Here is a 20,148-nt window from a genome sequence, read left to right as displayed (position 1 = left end):
GTGGGCCGGGTGACTGCCCTACTCTCGACGTATGAACAGTTCTGCAGATGTGCAGGGCATCGACCAGTGCAACGTCCGGCTGGTGGACCCCGAGCGGGTGGCGAGCGTCAATGCCAGGATGCCCGGCGAGGACGACATCGTCGACACCGCCGACGTGTTCAGCCTGCTCGGCGATCCGCGCCGGTTGAAGCTGCTGGTCGCGCTGCTCGACGGTGAGCTGTGCGTCTGCGATCTGGCCGTCATCACCGGACTGAGCGAGTCCGCGACCTCCCATGCGCTGCGGCTGCTGCGAGCTCACCGCGTGGTCGTTGTACGGCGGGATGGGCGGAACGCCTTCTACCGACTCGACGACGGGCACGTGCGAATGCTGCTCGACCTCGCCGTCGCCCACACCGAGCACACCGACGCCATCCACCCCGAACGGTCCGAGTCATGAGCGCTGTGCTTTTGGCCGGGCCTTCGGCGCCGGCGTGGTCACGGGGCTTTAACTCCCGGTCTTCCCTCGTCGCTCCGGTCGCTTCGCTCCCTGCGCTCCTCAGTCCAGACCGGGAGGCCCCGTGACCTCCGACGAGCACGGCCACGGACATGGACACGCCGTGAGTTCCGATGCCGATCGCAAACTGCTCGGCGGTGCGCTCGCGCTGATCGTCGGGTTCATGATCGCCGAAGTGATCGTCGGGTTCGCGGCCGGTTCGCTGGCTTTGGTCACTGACGCGGCGCACATGCTCACCGACGCGATCGCCATCGCGCTCGCGCTGCTGGCGATCCGGCTGGCCGCGAAGCCGCCGGCGGGCGGGTTCACGTACGGGTTCAAGCGGGTCGAGATCCTGTCCGCGCAGGCCAACGGCATCACGCTGCTGCTGCTCGCCGTGTACTTCGTCTACGAGGCCGTCAACCGGATGATCCATCCGCCCGAGGTCAAGGGCGCGCTGGTGCTGATCACCGGTGTGGTCGGGATCGTGGTCAACCTGTTCGCCACCTGGCTGATCAGCAAGGCGAACCGCTCGAGCCTGAACGTCGAGGGCGCGTTCCAGCACATCCTGAACGACCTGTTCGCGTTCATCGCGACCGCGATCGCCGGTCTGATCGTGCTGCTGACCGGGTTCGCCCGGGCGGACGCGATTGCCGCGCTGGTGGTCGCCGCGCTGATGCTCAAGGCCGGTATCTCACTGGTCCGCGACTCTGGCCGGATCTTCCTCGAGGCCGCGCCGACCGCGATCAACCCGCAGGCGCTCGGCGCCGAACTGTGCGCGGTGGACGGTGTGGTCGAGATCCACGACCTGCACGTCTGGGAGATCACGTCCGGTGAGCCGGCCGCCTCCGCGCACATCTTGGTTGCCGAGGGCCTCGACTGTCACCAGATCCGGATGCGGATCGAGGAAGTGCTTGCCGAGCGCCACCATCTGACGCACTCCACGCTCCAGGTCGACCACGCCACCGGCGGGTCTCATTGCAGTGACGCGCACGGCGCCGTACACCGGTCGATCACAGATGCTGGGAGAGCACCTGACCCGGCCAGTCCGCATCATTGACCCGCGGTACGGCGAACTCCGCGTCTGGCGTGAAGCCCTGCTTCTCGTAGTACCGGACCAGCCCTCCGTCGCCGCCCGCGAAGCAGTCGACGCGGAGCAAACCGACGCCGGCCTCCCGGGCCAGCGCGCGGGCGTGGTCGAGTAGCACGCCGCCGATGTTCTGCCCGGCGGATGCACGGTCTGTCACCAAGAGACGGACGTACAGCTCGGGTTCGGTTGCCGCAGGCACGTAATCCATCGCGGCGCCGACCGCGAGTGCGCCGACCACGCGCCCGTCGGCCTCGCTGACCCACAACTCGCCGTCCTGGGCGAACGCGGTGATCTGCTCGACCCGGCGCGGGCTCGTCGAGTGTGGCGTCGTACCCCACTGCTCGGTCTGCCCGCGGGCGACCAGCCACTCCGTCGCCCCGTCGAGGAGGGCCAGCACCGCCGGTACGTCGTCCCGCCCGGCCCGGCGGATCATCGTCTGCACAAGTTCCAGAATAGGTTGGCCGTGGATGTCGAAAGCGTGCCCGCAGTCTCTACCTAAGCGTGTAGAGAGGAGCTCACCGTGAGCCAGAAGACCGGAAAGCTGGACAAGACCTTCACCGCGCCGCTGCTGAAGAGCGACGCCAAGGGCGGCTGGACCTACGTGCAGCTGCCGGGATCGGCGGAGTACTTCGGTACTCGCGGCCTGGTGAAAGTCCGCGGCACCATGGACGGCCACCCGTTCGAGAGCTCGTTCATGGCGCTCGGCGACGGGACCCACAAACTGCCCGTCAAGGGCGACCTGCGCGACCTGATCGGCAAGGACCCGGGCGAGGAGATCACGGTCCACCTGGAAGAACGCCTCGGGTGACGGTCACTTCCATTTGATCTGAGATCACAGTCATTTGATCTGAGATCACCGTCACAGTCGGTCATGTTCTGAGTAAGGTCTCTGTGAAGAATCGGTCCTGACCGGCTGCTCGGGTGGGGATCATCGCGGGCCTGACCGTAAGTTCGATGCTTGGGTGGTCCGTCGAAGTCAGGAGTGATCGAAGTGCTACGGGGCTCACGGGGTATGCGTTCTGCATGCCCAAGACCAGCGGATCCGGTCTGATCGTGATCACGCTGAACAAGATCCTCGGCGCTGCCGGAGTGGTTCTGCTGCTCTGCGGGGCGCTTCTCGGCCTGCGCTCGGTCTCGGCTGCCGGTGCGGACTGCGGTTCGGCGTTCCAGCCGGCCGGCGGCATCACGCCGATGGCCTGCGACAACGCGCTGAACAGTGCGGCCACCTTGGCGACCATCGTGATCAGCGCCGGTGTGCTGTGCCTGATCGCCGCCGTCGCGATCAAGGTGATCCGCGACCGGACTCGCGCCAAGGTCACCGCCTGAATTCGGGATGCGCGGCCGCCCTCAGTGCGTCAAGGTGCTGAGGTGACGATCGAACCGTTCCGGCTGGACGTGCCGGAGAGCGAGCTGGACGACCTACGTCGACGCCTGGAGCTGGTCCGCTGGCCGGACGAGCTTCCCGGCGTCGGCTGGTCGCGCGGTGTCCCGCTGGCCTATCTCCAGGACTTGGTTGCCTACTGGCGGGACGAGTACGACTGGCGGACGGCCGAGGCGCGGTTGAACGAGTGGCCGCAGTACACCACCACGATCGACGGGGCTCGGGTCCATTTCGCCCACATCCCGTCAGTGGATCCGGACGCGATCCCGCTGGTCGTGACGCACGGCTGGCCGGGGTCGATCGTCGAGTTCGTCGAGTTCGCCAAGCTGCTGACCGACTTCCACCTGGTGTTCCCGACCATCCCGGGGTTCACGTTGTCCGGCCCGGTGCGCGAGGCTGGCTGGGAGTTCAAGCGCGTCGCTCGTGCCTGGACCGAGCTGATGACCCGGCTCGGTTACCAGCAGTACGGCGTTCAGGGCGGCGACTGGGGTGCCGCGATCTCCCGCGAGGCCGGGCGAATCGATCCCGACCGGGTGATCGGCGTACACCTCAACCTGATCCCTGGTGCGGGTGCGACCTCCGAGCCGACACCGGAGGAGCTCGAGCCGCTCGACCCGGCCGAGCGCGAACGGACTTGGGCCTCGTGGCGGCGTCAGCAGGGCTTCGCGTCGGAGCAGCAGGGGTACGCCGACCTGCAGTCGACGCGACCGCAGACGTTGGCGTACGCGCTGACCGACTCGCCGGTCGGGCAGCTGGCCTGGATCGCGGAGAAGTTCGCGACCTGGGCGGATCCGGCAGCGCCGATCGATCGCGATCTGCTGCTGACGAACGTGATGCTCTACTGGCTGACCCGGACCGGGGGATCGGCCGGCGCGATCTACTACGAGCGCGCGCATGCGTCGTACTGGGGACAACCGTCCGAGCCCTCGCGGACGCCGACGGCGTTGCTCGACCTGGCGCACGAGAACTTCATCCCGCTGCGGCACAAGGTCGTTGACAGCGACAACATCGTTCGCTGGACCAGTTACCCGCGCGGCGGTCATTTCGCCGCGTTGGAACAGCCGGACGTGCTCGCCGCCGACATCCGCGCTTTCTTCAGGGCTTGAGGACCAGCTTGCCGGTCGTCCGGCGGGCCAGCAGCTCCTCGTGGGAGCGACGGGCATCCTCGAGCGGGTACTCCGCGCCGACGAGTGGACGAAGCTCCTTCGCGGCGGTGAGGGCTAGGAGCTCGGTCAGCGGTTCGACGTACCCGCCGGGCAGGTCCATCGCTGGCACCAGCCAGAAGCCGGCGACCGAAAGGTTGCGTTGGGCAAGCGCACTCGGGTCGACCGACGGGCGACCCTCGCGGCCGGCGTTGCCGTAGTTGACCAGGCGGCCGAATCCGGCGAGTGAGTCGATGCCTGCGAGCATCGTCGGTCCGCCGGTCGAGTCCAGCACGACATCCACGCCTCGACCATCTGTTGCCTTGCGCACCCGATCGACGTACCCGTCCGGGTCGTTGTCGATGGCAACGTCTGCGCCGAGCTCCAGCGCCAACTCCCGCTTGGCCTCGGTCGAGGCGGTCGCGATGACCTGACCGGCGCCGAAGTGCTTCGCCAGTTGAACGGCGATCGAGCCGACGCCACCTGCGGCCGCGTTCACCAGGACTGTCTCACCGGCGGAGAGCCGCGCACTGTTCCGCAGTACGTGCCAGGCCGTCAGTCCTTGGATGAGCAGCGCGAGCGCCTGCCCGTCGCCGACCTCGTCCGGTACGTCGACCACCCGGTGCGCCGGCGCCAGCGCGTACTCGGCGTACCCGCCTCCGGTCTCGAAGATGGGGGAGAGGATCCGGCGGCCGGTGTCGGTGCGGCCGACGATCTCGACGCCGGGGACGAACGGGAGCGTCATGCCGCCCCGGTACGAACCGTCGGTGCGGTGGGTGTCGGCGAAGTTGACCCCGGCCGCGCTCACCTCGGCCAGCAGCTGGTCCGGCCCGGCGACCGGCGGGTCGAGCTCGGTCGGGACGAGTACCTCGGGACCACCGAACTGGGTGACCTGGATCGCGCGCATCTGGTGTCTGTCCGTTCTGTCGGGCGAACTATCGTTACGGCATGAGTTTTACCGGCTTTCCGGCGGCGGCGCTGGACTTCTACGACGATCTCGAAATGGACAACACCAAGTCGTTCTGGACGGAGCACAAGCACGTCTACGAGGAGTCGGTACGGGCGCCGATGACGGAGCTGCTCGCGGAGCTCGAGGAGGAGTTCGGTGCGGCGAAGCTGTTCCGACCGTACCGCGATGTGCGGTTCGCCAAGGACAAGACGCCGTACAAGACGCATCAGGGTGCGTTCATCGACGTCGCGCCGGCGACCGGTTGGTACATCCAGGTGTCCGCGCCCGGTGTCCGGGTCGCCGCCGGCTTCTACGACGCGAGCTCCGAGCGGCTGGCGCGCGTCCGGACAGCGATCGACGAGGACCGTCGCGGCAAGCAGCTGGAGAAGCTACTCGCCAAACTCACCAAGGCCGGTTGGACCGTCGGCGGCGACAAACTCAAGACCACGCCCCGCGGGTACGACGCCGACCACCCGCGCATTGACCTGCTCCGCCACAAGTCTCTGACCGTGAGCAAGAACTACGGCTTCGAGCCGATCATCCACACCCCGGACCTGGCCGCGGCAGTCCGCAGCGACTGGAAGGCCACCCAAGCCCTCATCACCTGGATCACTGACAACAGCTGACGGTCAGCGCTCGAAGTCCTTGCGGATGTTGGTGAGGATGTCGCGGGTCTTGCTGGGTGTCGGTGCGGCGACGCACAGCGCTTCCATCGCGGCCGTGTACTGGTCGAGGTCTTCGGGCTTGTCCAGATACAGGGCGCTGCTGAGGTGCTCGATGTAGACCTTGTCCGGCAGATCCTCTTCCGGGAACCGGAGGATCGTGAACGCGCCGGCCTGGACCGAGTGGCCGCCGAGGCTGAACGGCGCCACCTGCAGCGTCACGTTCGAGAGCTCGGACATCTCGATCAGGTAGTTCAACTGCTCGATGATGCAGCTGACGCCGCCGACCGGGCGGCGAAGCGCTGCCTCGTCGACGACAGCCCACAGCCGGACCGGATCCGGACGGGTCAGAACTTCCTGCCGCTTGAGCCGCAGGGTGATCCGGCGCTCGACCTCCTCGGTCGGAACCGTCCCGCGGCCGAGCTGGACGACCGCGCGGGTGTACTCGCGGGTCTGAAGCAGTCCGGGAACAAGCTGGAGGTCATACAGACGGATCAGCTGTGCGGCGGCTTCGAGGTCGATGTACGCGTGGAACCAGCTCGGCAGCACGTCGCCGTACCGGTGCCACCAGCCAGGGTTGTTCGCCTCGGCGGCCAGAGCCAGCAGACGAGCGCGTTCCTCGTCGTCATCGAGACCGTACAACTTCAGCAGATCGCCGACGTCGCGTTCCTTCAGGCCGATCCGGCCCAGCTCCATCCGGCTGATCTTCGACTCCGACGAGCGGATCTCCCATCCAGCGTCGGACCGGCTGATCCCAGCCGCCACCCGCATCCGGCGTAGATGTCCTCCGAGAATGATGCGCAGCGTCGTCGGCCCGCCTTGCGCGCCCGACTCGGTCACACCCACCTCCCACGGCCCCCAGCAGCTGTCTTCAACATCGGCAAAACCTCACCCGCAGGTGCTCATCATCGCACGGTTGCGCCTCGATCTGCCGAGGCTCTTACAAAAGAGCGCCGGATCCGCAGCAGCGAACACGGAGCGTAAGAGTAGCCGATCCGGTCTGGATCTATTTGTCAGTACATACTAGCCCGCTGAGCGGCGCTGAACCCGGGCCGAGGGCGGCCGATCGAGGCTGATTCAGGCGGAATCGGGCCCGTTGTGGTCTCGAATTGGAAAACGTGCCGATGCACGTGCATCGGGCGCTTGCATTCGTCGCGTGCCGACGCCATGATTGATTCATGCACAGAAGGTGAGCTGAATCTCGCGATGGGTGACATCGCGTGATCCAGCAGGCCGGTCCTTACAGACCGCCAACGGCCCCCCGTTGGCATGACTGGTTGGGGAACCCGAGTCGATGAACGACAACGACAGTGAAGTTGTGGAGCAGACCGCAGACATGACCGGCGGCCGCGCGCCCGAGGAGCTGACGGAGCGGGAGATCCAGGAGCTGGTCGCGCGTTGCCCCGAGCAACAGCGCTGGGCCTTCGAGGGCTGGTTGCGCGGGGTTCGCCAACTCGACGGCGACCCGATCGTGAGCCTGGCTCAATGACCACCGACAGAGCAGTAGGAGGACGGAAGATGGTGCGGATCTGGTTGGGCGACCACTTGATCGCCGAGTACGTCGCGGAGCCGGACCGCGCTTCGCGGTACCAGCGCGTGATGACGCCGAAGTTCACCGGATTGCGAATCACCGTTGACAATGCGGCGACCGGGAAGGCATCGGAGCTGCCGAGCGAGCAGCTCTGGCCGCTCACCGTCCAGTAACCCGCTACCTGCCCCTCAGGCACGCCAGGGCCGACTCTCGCCGGAGAGTTCGGCCCTGGCGTTTTTGTACGCCGCTGAGCCGCCTGAGCGGGCCCCTGAAATGACTTGGACACGACCGGGCCGGCGTCACCGCGCGGCCGTCGTACCGGACTCTCCGGACACACGAAAGGGCCCCTTCGTCACTCGCCTGGCGAAGGGGCCCTTGCTTTCGTGTTGCGCGGTGTTGCTCAGGCGAGATCGTCGAAATCGCCGTCGTGAACGCCGCCGAGGAACGCCTCGATTTCGGCCTTGGTGAACACCAGTGCCGGGCCGTCGGTGAAGCGCGAGTTGCGCACCGCCGCACCGCCGTCGGGCAGCTTCGCTACCTCGACACATTGGCCGTTCGCGTTGCTGCGCTGGCTCTTGCGCCAGATCAGCTCACCATTCGAGTCGCCGGGCATGCCGTTGTAGATCGCAGTCATCTGCTGCACCTTCCGTACGTCCTTGGCATATGCACGTGCATCTGGCCTTGCATTTGCATCGTACACGTTTTGGGGTCATGTGTCCGCTCCCTTACTTCCTGTGACGATGCGCCTGTCGCGGCCCGCCGGACAGACGTGTCCGGTCGCCCCCAGTGACGGTTTTGGGCTCGATGCATGAGTTGGCGAGTGCCGGGGTACGACTCTCTCTGCAGGCATGACCGTGGTTCAGCGAAGTGCCACGCCGTGACGAGACAGTCGCGAGGTCATACCAATGGTCACCAGCATCATGGAGCGGGCGTCGACCCGCACAGCCACTCAGCCCGATCGGGCCGCACGTGAAACAGCTACCCGGGAACTGATGGAACGCCGGGCTGTCAGCACCGCCGAAGGCGAGCGGCAGGAACTTCTCGAACAAGTCGTCGAACTCAACCTCGAAATGGCCAAGGGCATCGCGCGCCGCTTCCGCGGCCGGGGCGCCGAGTCCGACGACCTGGAGCAGGTCGCCTACCTGGGCCTGCTGAAAGCAGCCCACCACTACCGGCTGGAGGCGGAGACCCCGTTCATCGGGTTCGCCATCCCGACCATCCGGGGCGAGGTCAAGCGGTACTTCCGCGACTGCGCCTGGACGGTCCGGATTCCGCGCCGGCTGCAGGAGATGCAAGGCACGATCGCGAGCAAGCTGCCGGAGCTCGAGCAGCAGCTGAACCGCGAGCCGACGCCGGCGGAGATCGCCGAGCACCTCGAGGTCGAGGTGACCGAGGTCGAGCAGGCACTCGCGGCGAAGGGCTGCTTCAACGTGCTCTCGCTGGACCGCCCGGCCGAGGCCGACGCGGAACTCACGCTGGCCGACGTGGTCGCCGATGACGACGACGCGACCATCGACCAACTGGAAGCGGTGGAAATGCTGGAGCCGGTGCTGTCCGATCTGGGCGACCGCGATCGCCGGATCCTGCAGCTGCGGTTCATCGAGGGCTGGACGCAGTCGGAGATCGGCGACGACATCGGCGTCAGCCAGATGCAGGTGTCGCGCGTCCTCCGCCGGATCCTCGAGGACCTCCGGGACAAGCTGGCTCCGACGCAGACGGCCGCCTAAGCCTTCTCGGTCGGCGTGCCTTGGTGGTAGTAGAGCCGCCAGGTGCCGTCGGTCCGCCGCCAGATCGAGCTGCGGCGGACCGGCGCACCACCGGTACGACGGGACAGATAGGTCACGTGGACGAGATCCTCGGCCAACCGCACCCCGGCGACCTCGGTCGCCTCGATCGGATCCGTGTCGGTGATCTCCCCGGACGCCAGTGCCTCGACGATCGCCGGCCGATCCCACAACCGCCCCGAAGCGCCGACCTCGACGAACTCGGGATCGAGTAAGGCGTCCACCGCCTCCGCCGACCCCCGAACCTCCGGAAGCAACAACCTCAGCTCCGCCTCGACCGCAACCCGTACCTCATCCACCCGCACCACCCTAAAGTGCGGTGGGTCGGCGACTCGCTGGTTGGGGAGTCTCACGGACGGTGGTGGGGACCTGCACAATGGGGGAGGACGAGGGGATGAGTAGTTGCTGTTGGCGTTGCGGATGTTCAAGACCGTGCCCGCGGACACGGTCTCGGTGCTGCGCGCCTACCCGCCGATGGTGGTGTGCTTCGCAGCCGCACTAACCGGCACCGCGATCGTCTTCGACATCTTCTACCTCGTCGCCAGCCCCGGCCTCACGCTGGCGCTTGTCTATACAGTCCCGGTACTCGCGGGATTGATCGCCGGACTCGTTGCCGCGGCCGACGATGTCGGGCTGGAGCGGCGAGTACTGCTCTGTACGGTCGGCCTGGCCGTCGCCATCGGCATCACCAACGCATTCGTGGTCGCGATGATCGCCGCCATGGTCCGCACCGACCCGTCGAACTGGTCGTCCGGCGGCCAGTCGATCCTCTTCGCGGCCTGCACGGTAGTCGCGGTCGCCGTCTCCATCGTTGCCTGCAGCAAACTGATCGATGCGCTCGGCATCAAGCTGAGCACTGAGCTTCCCCACCGCCGCCACCGCGAACCGATCGTCCCGCCGGGCGTACTACTCGGGGCACCTCGAGTGCGGGTAAGCAAAGAGTCAGCCGCCCGAGCCCAATCGCCGCCACGTCCGCCCGCGCCGCCGGTGGTGCCGCAGGACGAAGAGGAGACCATCCCCGTCTTCGTCCCGCCACCGCTCAAGGTCGTCGACCCCGACGAGCCGCGCCCGGTCTCACCCATCGGCCAGACCACTCCGCACACCTCGCGCATCCGGCGTACCGCCCGCCGCCCCAACAAACCCGGCCGCCGCCCAGGCACCTGACCCACGACGCGGGTTTCGGTTGCTGCGAGACTGTGGCCCGAAGGGTGGGAGGTGCTTGTGTGGGATTTGGTGGTTGTGGGGGCCGGGCCGGCGGGGGCTTCGGTGGCGCTGGGCGCGTTGGCGGCGGATCCGGGGCTGTCTGTTCTGTTGCTTGATCGGCACGACTTCCCGCGGGACAAGGCCTGCGGTGACGGGATCGCGCCGCACGTACTCGATCTGCTCGCCGAGGTCGGTGTCACCGGGATCCTCGACGATTGGACTCCGGTACGTCGGTTCGTCCTGAATCGCGGCCAGGCCGGCGTGGACCGGCAGATGTCCCGCCCGACCTGGGTGGTGCCGAGGATGGTGTTCGATCAACGGCTCGTCGAGGCCGCGCAGGCGGCCGGGGCTCAGTTGATCCGGCGGCGAGTACGCGGACTTACGATCGAACGCCAATCCGTCACGGTCGACGACGACCTGCACGCCCGTTTCGTGGTCGGCGCCGACGGTGCGCATTCCGTCGTACGGCGGGAGCTCGGGACGAAGTCTGGTCCGGTCGCGCTCGCGATCCGTGGGTACGCACCGACGCCACCCGCTCGGGCGGCGAGTCAGGTCATCGCGTACGGCCCCGGCCGGCAACCGTCGTACGCCTGGTCGTTCGACCGCGGCGACGGCTGGTCCAACGTCGGGTACGGCGAACTGCTGGCCGGCACCCGCCCGACGCGATCCGACCTCCTGCAACACCTCGAGACCCTGCTGCCGGGCGCCACCGACGGCGGCGAGTCGTGGTGGGGTCATCACCTGCCGCTCGCCGGGTGGAGTTGGCGTCCGCAGCGCGGTCCGGTGTTGCTCGCCGGCGACGCTGCCGGACTGATCAACCCGATGACCGGCGAAGGCATCTACTACGCGGTCGCGACTGGTCTACTGGCCGGGCGGTCGATCGCCGATGCACTACGGGCGGGCAGCTCGGACGCAGGTACGCCGTACCGTCGCCGGACGTCTCGCCTGCTGTCGAGGCACCTCCGGCATACCGCGCTCGTCGCCCAGCTCAGCCGCTCGGAACGAATCCTCGACGCCGGCATTCGCGCGGCCGCCGGCGACCAGCACATCTTCGACGACCTGGTCGAACTAGGCCTGGCTGACGGTGGCGTCACTCGGCGGATGCTGCGGCCCCTGCTGCCTTGATCGCGTAATCGAGCGCATCAGTGACCCGCTCGACGGGCCAGCCGAGCTTGATTGCGAGTTCGTCTTCGAGCAACCGGTCCGCCTGCCAGAGCGCGGCGAGGACAGAAAGGCAGTCCTGGAAGCCTGCGCCGCCGGACATGTCCTCGCTGAGCCGTTCGAAGAACTCGGCCATCTGCGCCAGCCGTTCGCCGGCCGGAGTGTCGCGCCCGACCAACTCGACACCCTCGGCCGCGGTCTCGGCCCAGTTGAAGTTGGTCCGGGCGCTGACCTCCCACGCCTTCAGCCAGACGTCGTCCGCGATCACGTAGTGCTGGAACCGGCGGTGCGGATCGGGCTCACGATGGACCATGCCGACGCGCTCGAGATAACCGATCGCCTTCGAGATCGACGCCGGGCTGACCCGCAGCTCCCGGACGAGATCGGCCGCGGTGAGGGTGCGAGAGTCGGACGTATATAACAGCGCAAGCACTCGCGAAGCCATCCGCGGCAACCCACCCTCAACCATCATCGCCGCAAACCGCTCAACATACGCCCGCCGCGAATCGTCCGAACGTCGGTCGGCCTCCGCGGCGACCGCCCGTCGGCGCCGGGCTCGCGAGGCGGTCGCGTAGTGCGCGTGGTCTGCCCGGTACCCGCCCGCGCCGCCGTTCCGTCCGACCTCCCGGCTGATCGTCGACGTCGGCCGCTGCAGTTGCCGCGCGATCTCGGCGTACCCGAACCCCTCCGCCAGTCCGGCCGCGATGTCGAGCCGGTCCTGGTGACTCAGCCTGCCTCCGGGCATCGATACCTCCGCGCGTTTACCGTCAGCTCATTGCAACGAGTTGCATTCCCTCACAGCTTCATTGCACAGATTGCCATGTTTCCAAGGGTTTCGCGACTGCCTGGCCAGGCATCACGATTGCCGATCTAGTGAACGCAACATAGCTTGCTGCCATGGTTCTGACAGTGGACGGCCTGCGGATGCGGTACGGCGACACCGAGGTGCTGCACGACGTCTCGTTCGACGCCGGCCCGGGCGAGGTGGTCGCGCTACTCGGCCCGAACGGCGCCGGCAAGAGCACGACGATCGAGATCCTCGAAGGCTTCCGGCTCCGATCGGCGGGCCGGGTCGAGGTCCTCGGCGTCGACCCGGCCGCGGGTGACGAACGTTGGCGATCCCGGCTCGGCATCGTCCTGCAGTCCTGGCGCGACCACGGCAACTGGCGAGTCCGTGAGCTCCTTCATCACCTCGGTTCGTACTACGCGCCGTACGCAACCTCGGCCGAGCCGCGCCCCTGGCCGACGGACGAACTGCTCGACGCGGTCGGCCTGACCGCGCACGCCGGTCAGAAGATCAGGACCCTCTCCGGCGGTCAGCGCCGCCGGCTCGACGTCGCGATCGGGATCGTTGGGCGGCCCAACGTACTGTTCCTGGACGAGCCGACAGCCGGGTTCGACCCAGAGGCGCGGTCGGAGTTCCACGACCTGGTACGACGACTTGCGGCCGAGCAGGACACCACGATCCTGCTCACCACCCACGACCTCGACGAGGCGAGCAAGCTCGCGCACCGCATCCTCGTCCTGACCGCGGGCCGCATCATCGCGGCCGGCACGACAGCTCAGCTCACCAAGCTGATCGCAGGCGAGGACGAGGTCCGCTGGACGATCGACGGTCGGCCGTTCCGCAAGTCGACCGAGGACTCGACCGCGTTCGTCCGCGGACTGTTCGCGACGTACGGCGAGGCTGTCGCCGAACTCGAAGTACGCCGAGCCTCGCTCGAAGACACCTACCTCGCACTGGTCCGGGAGCAGTCATGAGAATCCGAGTGGGTTGGCAGCGTGGGCTGATCGAGCTGCGGCAGTCGTTCACGAATCCGGCCGAACTCCTCAGCCACTTCCTCTGGCCGATCCTGATGCTGGTCGCACTGTTCTTCCTGCGAAACCGCGACTTCGGCTCGACCGGGTTCCAGCTCGGCGCGCTCGCACTGCCGAGCATCCTCGGGATGAACGCCGCAATGGGCATGGTCAGCATCAGCCAGCTCCTCACAGCCGACCGCGCCGACGGAACGCTGCTCCGCGCCAAGGCCATACCCAACGGTTTGGTCGGTTATGTCGTCGGGAAGGTCGTGTCGGTCGGGGGCGGGTTGATCGCGGACCTGGCGATTCTGCTGATCCCTGCGCTGTTTCTGGTCGACGGGATCTCGCTCGGGTCGGCGCACTGGTTGACGCTTGGCTGGGTGTTGCTGCTCGGCCTGGTCGCGACGTTGCCGATCGGCGCGGTGCTCGGCTCGGTGTTCACCACTGCGCGATCGCAGGGGCTGATCCAGTTGCCGATGCTCGGGCTGATCGCGATCTCCGGCATCTTCTATCCGATCACCGCGCTGCCGAGTTGGCTGGAGTGGATCGGCCAGGTCACGCCGATCTACTGGATGGGGCTCGGCATGCGGTCGGCGCTGCTGCCGTCCCCGGCGGTCGAGGTTGACGGGTCCTGGCGGCACCTGGAGACGGCGGCTGTTCTCGGGGTCTGGGCTGTGGCTGGGTTGCTGCTGGCTCCGGTCGTACTGCGGCGGATGGCGCGGCGGGAGTCGGGCTCAAAGGTCGCCGAACGACGCGAGCAGGCGCTCCGACGCGTCGCATGATGGAGACATGACCGACCAGATGCAGGTATGGGCAGTGGAGCGTCCGGGCCCGATCGACAGCGGCCCGCTGCGCAAGGTACGCCGTACCGTGCCGGAACCCAGGCCCGGCGAGGTCCTCGTGAAGGTCGAAGCCTGCGGCATCTGCCGCACCGACCTCCACCTCACCGAAGGAGACCTCCCACCAAAGCACCCGGGCACAGTCCCCGGCCACCAAGCAGTCGGCACCGTAGTCGCCCGCGGAACGGCCGGGCGGTTTGCGGTTGGGGATCGGGTGGGGATTGCTTGGTTGCGGGGGACTTGTGGGGTTTGTGAGTTCTGCCGGCAGGGGGCCGAGAACCTTTGTCCGTGGTCGACGTACACCGGGTGGGATGCCGACGGCGGGTTTGCGGAGTACGCCGTTGTGCCGCAGGACTACGCGTACGCGCTGCCGACCGACCGGCCCGCAGTCGAGCTCGCGCCGTTCCTATGCGCCGGGATCATCGGCTACCGATCACTGCTCCGCGCGAACCTGCCACCCGGTGGTCGGCTCGGCATCTACGGCTTCGGCTCGAGTGCGCACCTGACCGCACAGCTCGCGACCGCTCAAGGCGCCGAGCTGTTCGTCATGACCCGCGGTGAAGGGAATCGAGCGCTTGCCCGCGAGTTGGGCGCCGTGTTCGTGGGGGAGACCGCCGATCGGCCGCCGGTGCTGTTGGATTCGGCGATCGTGTTCGCGCCGGCAGGCGACGTGGTCCCGTATGCACTCGAAGCGCTCAAGCCCGGCGGGACCGTGGCGGTGGCCGGCATCTACCTGTCCGACGTACCGGCGCTGAACTACGAACGGCACCTCTTCCACGAGCGGGATCTTCGCAGCGTCACGTCCAATACCCGCCGCGACGGGGAGGAACTGTTCCGCCTGCTGGCGCGGCTCCCAGTCAGGGCCCATACGACGGTGGTGCCGTTCGACGCGGTCGATCGGGCGCTCGCGGACGTCGCGCACGGGCGCGCGAGCGGGTCCTTGGTGGCGGTTCTTGACGGTTGAACCGGTTCGGCCTGGGGAGCGTTAGAACTAAGTGAAGATTCCATCGGCGGGCCGTGGTGAGCTTCAGGGCTGGCCGCTAGCTGCGTTAGATTTGATCAAATCTTGCGGATCGGTCGAGTGCTGCCAGGGAGTGTGAGCGTGCGTATGTTGGATCTGACCAGGCAATCGTGGTCGATCCTGACTGCTGCGCCCCGAAAGGGCGGCCGGTGCTGAGCAAGGTCCTCGGCGCGGTGGGTGTGATCCTGCTGATCGCCGGGGTGGTGTTCGCCGTCCGGCCCGTCCACGTCGGCGGAGACGCCTGCGGCTCGGTCTTCCAGCCCGAGAATGGCATCACCCCGATGCAGTGCGACGCCCGCCTGAGCACCCGCGGCGACCTGGTAACCGGCCTCGCCGCCGGCGGCGTAGCCCTCCTCGTCACCGCCCTAGCAGTAGCCGCCATCCGCGACCGCCGAATCCGCGTCACCTCCTGACGCATCCGCCGTACCCACCGCACCTCCGCCGAACCACAGCAGTTGGGCTGCCGGCGGGTCAGTTCCGGGTGGTGTGAACACCCCGCGGGGACGTTGAACAGGTTATTTCCTGTTGCAGGCCCCGAAAGGGTGTTCAAGGTCCCGGGAGTTGACCTTGACACTGTGGGAAGGGGGAGGGTGGGGGCATGTTCAGCATCGGAGACTTTGCCGCGTTCGGTCAGGTGTCGGCGCGGATGCTGCGGCACTACGACGCACTCGGCCTACTACGGCCGGCGGTCGTCGACGAGGTGACCGGGTACCGGTTCTACTCGGCCGACCAGTTCCGTCGGCTGAACCGGATCGTCGCGCTCAAGGACCTCGGGTTCAGCCTCCAACAGGTCGGCGAGATCGTCGACGCGAAGCTGTCCGCCGAGGAACTGCGCGGCATGCTCCGGCTACGGCAGGCTCAGCTCGAGGACGACCTCGCCCGCAGTACCGCCCGGTTGACGAGTGTCGAGGCGAGGCTCCGACTCATCGAGAGGGAAGGCCACATGCCCACCGACGACGTCGTTCTGAAGCACATCGCCCCGACCCGGGTCGCCGAACTGTCCGCGATCTCACCGAGCTACGACGGTGAGGACATCGGTCCCGTACTTCAACCACTGTTCGGCCAGCTCTTCGAACGACTCGGCGCCGCGGGCGTGCACCCCAGCGGCAATTCGATCGCGTACTACGAGGCCGCCGACGGAGAGACCGTTCGCGTGCACGCCGCCGTACCCGTCAACAGCGAGACAGCCAAGGACCTCGACGTCCTCGAACTGGCCGAGATCACGCAAGCTGCCACCATCGTCCACAAGGGCGACATGATGGAGGCCGATCGCAGCATGCAGACGCTGGCCAAGTGGATCGAGGACAACGGCTACCGCAGTCACGGCTATGCGCGGGAGGTCAACCTCGAGTTCGACCCGGACAACCCGGCGAACTGGGTGCACGAGTTCCAGATCGCGGTCACAAAACCAAACTGACCGTCGCAAAGGAATGCGGCGGCAAGGTCACCCGCAGACCGCGCGGCTCCGGTTCCACCGCGAGCGGGACCGGAGCCACCGCCGCCAGATCCACCGTGTTGTACGCCTGCGGTTTCGATGCCGTCAGCAACCGTCCGGCCGCCTCCCGCACAGCCGCACCCCGCAGATCCAGTACGACGTCCAGCGGCGCAACCGGATCGAGGTTGCTGACCGACACCAGCCCCCGCCCGTCCTTCACCGAAGCGGACGCCGACACCAGTTCCATCGAGTCGTACAAAGGCTGCTCGACCACATGCGTCGGTACGGCGACCGCGTCCTGGTGCCCCTTGTTCATCTCGAACACGTGGTACGTCGGCGTTCGGACGAGCCCACCGTCGGCGTCGGTGAGCAGCATCGCCTGCAGCACGTTCACCGTCTGAGCGATGTTCGCCATCACCAACCGCTCAGCGTGCCGATGGAACACGTCGAAGTGCACGCCCGCCACCAGCGCATCCCGCATCGCGTTCTGCTGATACAGAAAGCCCGGGTTCGTCCCCGGCTCGACGTCCCACCAGGTGCCCCACTCGTCCAGCACCAGGCCGATCTTCCGGTCCGGGTCGTACGCATCCATCAACGCCGAATGCGCACTGATGATCCGCTCGATGCCCTGGGCCTTCCGCAATGTTTGGTAGTAGTCGTCCAGATTGAAGTCGGTCGCGCTGCCCTTCTGCTCCCAGGTCCCCGCGACTGTGTAGTAGTGGATCGAGATCGCCTGGAAGATGTTGTTCGGCTCCCGTCCACAACCCAAGCAGCTGACCGCCTTCAGCAACGCCTCGGTCCACGCGAGGTCGTCGTCGGACGCGCCGGCCGCGATCCGGTACAGCTTGTTGTCGCCGTGATCCCTGAGGAACGTCGAGTACTGCCGGGCCAGGTCGGCGTACGCCTCGGCACGCTGATTCCCGCCGCAACCCCAGGCCTCGTTGCCGATGCCCCAGAACGGGACGCGCCACGGATCGTCCCGCCCGTTGGCCTTCCGCAGCCGGACCATCGGGCTGTCGCCGTCGCGGGTCAGGTACTCGACCCACTCGCTCATCTCCCGCACGGTCCCGCTGCCCACGTTGCCATTCACGTACGGCGCCGCGCCGAGCAGCTCGCACAATGCCATGAACTCGTGGGTGCCGAAATGGTTGTTCTCCTCGACGTTGCCCCAGTGCGTGTTCACCATCGACGGACGGTCAGCCTTCGGCCCGACGCCGTCCCGCCAGTGGTACTCGTCCGCGAAGCAGCCACCCGGCCAGCGCAGGTTCGGAATGTCCAGCGCCCGCAGCGCTTCGACCACGTCGAGCCTGATGCCGCCCTCGTTCGGGATCGGCGAGTCTTCACCGACGTAGAAGCCGCCGTAGATGCACCGTCCGAGGTGTTCGGCGAAGTGGCCGTACAGGTGCCGGCTGATGGTCGGACCGGGTACGTCGAGGTCGATCACGACCCGCGATGTCGAAGCTTCAGGCACTAGGCCCTCCTTGTTCCCTACAGTGGTCGGCATGAGAAAGCCCTCGACCGTGGTGACGATGGCTGATGTCGCGCGGTTCGCCGGGGTGTCGACGATGACCGTGTCGAACGTGATCAACGGCCGGCCGCGCGTCGGCGCCGAGACCCGTGAGCGCGTGCTCGCGGCCATCGGCGAGCTCGGATACCAGGTCAACCTGGCCGCCCGCCATCTCCGCGCCGGCCGCACCGGCGTCATCGGCCTCGCCGTACCGGAACTGGAGCGGCCGTACTTCGCCCAGCTGGCCGGCCGACTCGCTGACCGGTTCGAGGCGCACGACCTGCGGATCGTGATGGAACGCACTGGCGCGAGCCGCGAGGGCGAGCTGGACGCGGTCGCGTTCTCCCGGCTGCGGATGTACGACGGCCTGATCCTGAGCGTGGTCGACACCGACCCGGCCGAACTCAGTCAGCTCCGCACCGACGCGCCGGTGGTGATGATCGGGGAGCGGCCGCTGCCGTCGCGCTTCGACCACGTGATGATGGACAACGTCGACGGCGCCCGGCAGGCGACCGCCCACCTGCTCGCCGCCGGCGCTCGCCGGGTCGCGATGATCGGCGGTGATCCGGACGGCTCCGCGACGATGCCCGCGCTCCGGGCCGAGGGCTACGCGGCCGCGCACACCGACGCCGGCCTTCCGATCGACCCGGAACTCAACGTCCGTTGCCAGTTTCGCCTGCAGGACGGGTACGACGCGATCCGGGCGCTGCGTGATCGCGGGATCGCCTTCGACGCGGTGTTCGCGCTGACCGACGTGCTCGCGATGGGCGCCGTACGGGCGTTGGTCGACGCGGGACTGCGGGTGCCGGAGGAGGTGCAGGTGGTCGGGTTCGACGACATCGACGAAGCGGCGTACCTGGTCCCGTCGCTGACGACGGTCAACCCGGGTCACGACGCGATGGCGGACGCGATCACCTCGCTGCTGATGGCTCAGATCAACGGCGGGGCGATCGGTGATCCACAGGAGGTCGTCGTACCGGCGCAGCTGGTCACCCGCGGCACGACGAAGCCACTCGCCTGACTCGGGTCGCCTCTGCACGAGGATAGGTATATCGATAAACACACTGTCGGGGCAAGGCTTCAGAACCTTGCCCCGACTGTAAAGTCAGCCCGCCAGCAGCTTTGCGATCTCAGCCAGCTGCTCGTTCTTGAGCGGTCCGAACGCCATCGCGCCGGCATTCTCCTCGGCCTGCTCGACCGTCCGGAAGCCGGGAATCGGCACCGTCCGCGGACTCCGCGCCCACAGCCAGGCCAACGCCCCCTGCGCCAACGTCCGCCCGTCGCTCTGCAGTACGTCGCGGATCGCGGACACCTTGTCCCACCACTCGGGAGCCGGTATGCCGCCTTCGTCGAAGTACCGCAGCCAGGACGGCGGCATCGTCCGGATGTCCGCCCCGGTCGCCGGCGTGCTCGCGTCGCGGCGGCCGAGGATCCCCATCCCGAGCGGGGTCCGGTTGATGCTGGCCAGGTCCTCGCGCTCGCACAGCGCGAAGAAGTCCGGCGCATCGTGCAGAACGCTCGCCTCGTGCTGGACGGCGACGCAGTACGTGCCCTCGGCGAAGAGCTCCGCGCTGTGCAACGTGTCGGTGCTCCACGCGTAACCGCGAATCAGCCCGTCGTGGACGAGCTCCTCGCAGGCCTCACGCAGCGGCAACGCGAGCTCGTCGGTCGTGTCGAAGTGCAGCTGATACAGGTCGAGGTAGTCGGTCCCGAGCCGGTCGAGCGAAGCGCGTACAGCCTTGTGAACGTACTCCGGTGTCGCGTCCTGCTGGTGCATGACCCGGGTCGACTCGTCGAACGTATTGCCCCACTTGGACGCGATCACCACCTGATCACGCATCCCGGCGAGCGCCTTGCCGAGAACGCGTTCGCTGTGGCCGGCGCCGTACACGTCCGCGGTGTCGAAGAACGTCACCCCGAGCTCGACCGCCCGCCGGATCGCCCGCACCGACTCGTCGTCGTCGACCACACCCCAACCCAACGGTTCCCCGGCCGGATTGCTGAACGGACCGCCGATCGCCCAGCACCCGAAACCGACCGGGCTGACCTCGATCCCCACTCGTCCCAATGTGCGCATATCCATACCGTCGACCCAACCAGCCACCGCTTCATCCGTCCAATGAATCTTTTGCCCCAAGTTGATGCACTCGGCGCATAAATGATCCGAAGGG

25 protein-coding genes are annotated in these 20,148 nt (G+C 67.4%); 17 read left to right on the top strand and 8 right to left on the bottom strand.

Annotation, left to right across the window (positions count from 1 at the left end):
- Window positions 1–31 precede the first annotated feature (31 nt).
- On the top strand, window positions 32–436 hold the full coding sequence (locus EV650_RS17160; protein ID WP_134119741.1) for an ArsR/SmtB family transcription factor: 405 nt from the start codon (window positions 32–34) through the stop codon (window positions 434–436).
- A 160-nt stretch (window positions 437–596) separates the two neighbouring features.
- Entirely contained in the window at window positions 597–1,532 is a 936-nt protein-coding gene (locus EV650_RS17155) for a cation diffusion facilitator family transporter (RefSeq protein ID WP_238174243.1), read from the top strand.
- Here EV650_RS17155 and EV650_RS17150 read toward each other — a convergent pair.
- Window positions 1,486–1,995 (bottom strand): GNAT family N-acetyltransferase, encoded by a 510-nt coding sequence (locus tag EV650_RS17150; protein WP_134120121.1) that lies wholly within the window; start codon window positions 1,993–1,995, stop codon window positions 1,486–1,488. The two genes, EV650_RS17155 and EV650_RS17150, sit on opposite strands and share 47 nt — an antisense overlap.
- Before the next feature lie 87 nt (window positions 1,996–2,082).
- On the opposite strand from EV650_RS17150, the gene EV650_RS17145 reads away from it, so the two are divergent.
- From EV650_RS17145 to EV650_RS17135, 3 genes are all read left to right on the top strand, one after another.
- Window positions 2,083–2,370: a DUF1905 domain-containing protein gene (locus EV650_RS17145; protein WP_134119739.1), complete on the top strand. Its 288-nt coding sequence runs from the start codon at window positions 2,083–2,085 to the stop codon at window positions 2,368–2,370.
- A 215-nt stretch (window positions 2,371–2,585) separates the two neighbouring features.
- Window positions 2,586–2,888, top strand: coding sequence for a hypothetical protein (locus tag EV650_RS17140; RefSeq protein ID WP_134119738.1), 303 nt, complete (start codon window positions 2,586–2,588; stop codon window positions 2,886–2,888).
- A 42-nt stretch (window positions 2,889–2,930) separates the two neighbouring features.
- On the top strand, window positions 2,931–4,049 hold the full coding sequence (locus tag EV650_RS17135; RefSeq protein ID WP_134119737.1) for an epoxide hydrolase family protein: 1,119 nt from the start codon (window positions 2,931–2,933) through the stop codon (window positions 4,047–4,049).
- Here the strand turns inward: EV650_RS17135 and EV650_RS17130 are convergent.
- Entirely contained in the window at window positions 4,039–4,992 is a 954-nt protein-coding gene (locus tag EV650_RS17130) for a quinone oxidoreductase family protein (protein ID WP_134119736.1), read from the bottom strand. The two genes, EV650_RS17135 and EV650_RS17130, sit on opposite strands and share 11 nt — an antisense overlap.
- Window positions 4,993–5,033: 41 nt before the next feature.
- Between EV650_RS17130 and EV650_RS17125 the strand changes: the two genes are divergently transcribed.
- Window positions 5,034–5,660: a DUF2461 domain-containing protein gene (locus tag EV650_RS17125; RefSeq protein WP_134119735.1), complete on the top strand. Its 627-nt coding sequence runs from the start codon at window positions 5,034–5,036 to the stop codon at window positions 5,658–5,660.
- 3 nt (window positions 5,661–5,663) lie between these two features.
- Here the strand turns inward: EV650_RS17125 and EV650_RS17120 are convergent, their stop codons facing one another.
- The gene (locus tag EV650_RS17120; RefSeq protein ID WP_134119734.1) at window positions 5,664–6,536 is read right to left on the bottom strand and encodes a Sco1979 family transcriptional regulator; all 873 of its coding nucleotides are present in this window, start codon (window positions 6,534–6,536) and stop codon (window positions 5,664–5,666) included.
- 478 nt (window positions 6,537–7,014) lie between these two features.
- Between EV650_RS17120 and EV650_RS17115 the strand changes: the two genes are divergently transcribed.
- Together EV650_RS17115 and EV650_RS17110 are read left to right on the top strand one after the other, a co-directional pair.
- On the top strand, window positions 7,015–7,185 hold the full coding sequence (locus tag EV650_RS17115) for a hypothetical protein (RefSeq protein WP_238174242.1): 171 nt from the start codon (window positions 7,015–7,017) through the stop codon (window positions 7,183–7,185).
- Window positions 7,182–7,400, top strand: a complete 219-nt coding sequence (locus tag EV650_RS17110) for a hypothetical protein (protein WP_233714578.1) — start codon at window positions 7,182–7,184, stop codon at window positions 7,398–7,400. Before EV650_RS17115 ends, EV650_RS17110 begins: the two co-directional genes overlap by 4 nt.
- Window positions 7,401–7,627: 227 nt before the next feature.
- Here EV650_RS17110 and EV650_RS17105 read toward each other — a convergent pair whose 3' ends face one another.
- Window positions 7,628–7,861, bottom strand: a complete 234-nt coding sequence (locus tag EV650_RS17105; protein ID WP_134119732.1) for a DUF397 domain-containing protein — start codon at window positions 7,859–7,861, stop codon at window positions 7,628–7,630.
- Between the two features lie 271 nt (window positions 7,862–8,132).
- Here EV650_RS17105 and EV650_RS17100 point away from each other — a divergent pair, with 271 nt between their 5' ends.
- Window positions 8,133–8,954, top strand: coding sequence for a SigB/SigF/SigG family RNA polymerase sigma factor (locus EV650_RS17100; RefSeq protein WP_134119731.1), 822 nt, complete (start codon window positions 8,133–8,135; stop codon window positions 8,952–8,954).
- Here EV650_RS17100 and EV650_RS17095 read toward each other — a convergent pair.
- Window positions 8,951–9,310 carry a nuclear transport factor 2 family protein gene (locus EV650_RS17095; RefSeq protein ID WP_202874572.1) on the bottom strand — a complete coding sequence of 120 codons (360 nt, stop codon included), beginning with the start codon at window positions 9,308–9,310 and terminating at the stop codon, window positions 8,951–8,953. The genes EV650_RS17100 and EV650_RS17095 overlap by 4 nt on opposite strands.
- Before the next feature lie 103 nt (window positions 9,311–9,413).
- On the opposite strand from EV650_RS17095, the gene EV650_RS17090 reads away from it, so the two are divergent.
- Both EV650_RS17090 and EV650_RS17085 read left to right on the top strand, forming a co-directional pair.
- Window positions 9,414–10,175 (top strand): hypothetical protein, encoded by a 762-nt coding sequence (locus EV650_RS17090; RefSeq protein ID WP_134119729.1) that lies wholly within the window; start codon window positions 9,414–9,416, stop codon window positions 10,173–10,175.
- 57 nt (window positions 10,176–10,232) lie between these two features.
- Window positions 10,233–11,339, top strand: coding sequence for an NAD(P)/FAD-dependent oxidoreductase (locus EV650_RS17085; protein WP_238174241.1), 1,107 nt, complete (start codon window positions 10,233–10,235; stop codon window positions 11,337–11,339).
- Here the strand turns inward: EV650_RS17085 and EV650_RS17080 are convergent.
- Entirely contained in the window at window positions 11,305–12,120 is an 816-nt protein-coding gene (locus tag EV650_RS17080) for a GbsR/MarR family transcriptional regulator (RefSeq protein ID WP_134119727.1), read from the bottom strand. The two genes, EV650_RS17085 and EV650_RS17080, sit on opposite strands and share 35 nt — an antisense overlap.
- Window positions 12,121–12,272: 152 nt before the next feature.
- Here EV650_RS17080 and EV650_RS17075 point away from each other — a divergent pair, with 152 nt between their 5' ends.
- The 5 genes from EV650_RS17075 to EV650_RS17055 all read left to right on the top strand — a co-directional run bounded on the left by EV650_RS17075 (window position 12,273) and on the right by EV650_RS17055 (window position 16,452).
- Window positions 12,273–13,136 carry an ABC transporter ATP-binding protein gene (locus EV650_RS17075; RefSeq protein WP_134119726.1) on the top strand — a complete coding sequence of 288 codons (864 nt, stop codon included), beginning with the start codon at window positions 12,273–12,275 and terminating at the stop codon, window positions 13,134–13,136.
- Entirely contained in the window at window positions 13,133–13,957 is an 825-nt protein-coding gene (locus tag EV650_RS17070) for an ABC transporter permease (RefSeq protein ID WP_134119725.1), read from the top strand. The genes EV650_RS17075 and EV650_RS17070 overlap by 4 nt, the downstream gene beginning before the upstream one ends.
- A 7-nt stretch (window positions 13,958–13,964) precedes the next feature.
- On the top strand, window positions 13,965–14,978 hold the full coding sequence (locus EV650_RS17065) for a zinc-dependent alcohol dehydrogenase family protein (protein WP_238174240.1): 1,014 nt from the start codon (window positions 13,965–13,967) through the stop codon (window positions 14,976–14,978).
- A gap of 206 nt (window positions 14,979–15,184) precedes the next feature.
- Window positions 15,185–15,448 (top strand): hypothetical protein, encoded by a 264-nt coding sequence (locus tag EV650_RS17060; protein ID WP_134119724.1) that lies wholly within the window; start codon window positions 15,185–15,187, stop codon window positions 15,446–15,448.
- Between the two features lie 185 nt (window positions 15,449–15,633).
- Entirely contained in the window at window positions 15,634–16,452 is an 819-nt protein-coding gene (locus EV650_RS17055) for a MerR family transcriptional regulator (protein WP_134119723.1), read from the top strand.
- Here the strand turns inward: EV650_RS17055 and EV650_RS17050 are convergent.
- The gene (locus tag EV650_RS17050) at window positions 16,436–17,941 is read right to left on the bottom strand and encodes an alpha-N-arabinofuranosidase (RefSeq protein WP_238174239.1); all 1,506 of its coding nucleotides are present in this window, start codon (window positions 17,939–17,941) and stop codon (window positions 16,436–16,438) included. The two genes, EV650_RS17055 and EV650_RS17050, sit on opposite strands and share 17 nt — an antisense overlap.
- Before the next feature lie 31 nt (window positions 17,942–17,972).
- Between EV650_RS17050 and EV650_RS17045 the strand changes: the two genes are divergently transcribed.
- Window positions 17,973–18,998: a LacI family DNA-binding transcriptional regulator gene (locus tag EV650_RS17045; protein WP_202874570.1), complete on the top strand. Its 1,026-nt coding sequence runs from the start codon at window positions 17,973–17,975 to the stop codon at window positions 18,996–18,998.
- A gap of 84 nt (window positions 18,999–19,082) precedes the next feature.
- Here EV650_RS17045 and EV650_RS17040 read toward each other — a convergent pair whose 3' ends face one another.
- Window positions 19,083–20,054 carry an aldo/keto reductase gene (locus EV650_RS17040; RefSeq protein WP_238174238.1) on the bottom strand — a complete coding sequence of 324 codons (972 nt, stop codon included), beginning with the start codon at window positions 20,052–20,054 and terminating at the stop codon, window positions 19,083–19,085.
- Window positions 20,055–20,148: the final 94 nt, after the last annotated feature.

This window comes from Kribbella kalugense (assembly GCF_004365875.1).
GTDB lineage: Bacteria > Actinomycetota > Actinomycetes > Propionibacteriales > Kribbellaceae > Kribbella > Kribbella kalugense.
The sequence above is the reverse complement of the archived record's forward strand: the minus strand, read 5'-3'. Positions and strand labels throughout refer to the sequence as shown.

Excerpts from the sequence above, each read along its gene's own strand:
- EV650_RS17055 (WP_134119723.1), top strand. The coding sequence starts at position 15,634 with ATGTTCAGCATCGGAGACTTTGCCGCGTTCGGTCAGGTGTCGGCGCGG.
- EV650_RS17140 (WP_134119738.1), top strand. The coding sequence starts at position 2,586 with ATGCCCAAGACCAGCGGATCCGGTCTGATCGTGATCACGCTGAACAAG.
- EV650_RS17075 (WP_134119726.1), top strand. The coding sequence starts at position 12,273 with ATGGTTCTGACAGTGGACGGCCTGCGGATGCGGTACGGCGACACCGAG.
- EV650_RS17100 (WP_134119731.1), top strand. The coding sequence starts at position 8,133 with ATGGTCACCAGCATCATGGAGCGGGCGTCGACCCGCACAGCCACTCAG.
- EV650_RS17125 (WP_134119735.1), top strand. The coding sequence starts at position 5,034 with ATGAGTTTTACCGGCTTTCCGGCGGCGGCGCTGGACTTCTACGACGAT.
- EV650_RS17070 (WP_134119725.1), top strand. The coding sequence starts at position 13,133 with ATGAGAATCCGAGTGGGTTGGCAGCGTGGGCTGATCGAGCTGCGGCAG.
- EV650_RS17110 (WP_233714578.1), top strand. The coding sequence starts at position 7,182 with ATGACCACCGACAGAGCAGTAGGAGGACGGAAGATGGTGCGGATCTGG.
- EV650_RS17130 (WP_134119736.1), bottom strand. The coding sequence starts at position 4,992 with ATGCGCGCGATCCAGGTCACCCAGTTCGGTGGTCCCGAGGTACTCGTC.
- EV650_RS17160 (WP_134119741.1), top strand. The coding sequence starts at position 32 with ATGAACAGTTCTGCAGATGTGCAGGGCATCGACCAGTGCAACGTCCGG.
- EV650_RS17065 (WP_238174240.1), top strand. The coding sequence starts at position 13,965 with ATGACCGACCAGATGCAGGTATGGGCAGTGGAGCGTCCGGGCCCGATC.
- EV650_RS17150 (WP_134120121.1), bottom strand. The coding sequence starts at position 1,995 with ATGATCCGCCGGGCCGGGCGGGACGACGTACCGGCGGTGCTGGCCCTC.
- EV650_RS17105 (WP_134119732.1), bottom strand. The coding sequence starts at position 7,861 with ATGACTGCGATCTACAACGGCATGCCCGGCGACTCGAATGGTGAGCTG.
- EV650_RS17080 (WP_134119727.1), bottom strand. The coding sequence starts at position 12,120 with ATGCCCGGAGGCAGGCTGAGTCACCAGGACCGGCTCGACATCGCGGCC.
- EV650_RS17045 (WP_202874570.1), top strand. The coding sequence starts at position 17,973 with ATGAGAAAGCCCTCGACCGTGGTGACGATGGCTGATGTCGCGCGGTTC.
- EV650_RS17040 (WP_238174238.1), bottom strand. The coding sequence starts at position 20,054 with ATGCGCACATTGGGACGAGTGGGGATCGAGGTCAGCCCGGTCGGTTTC.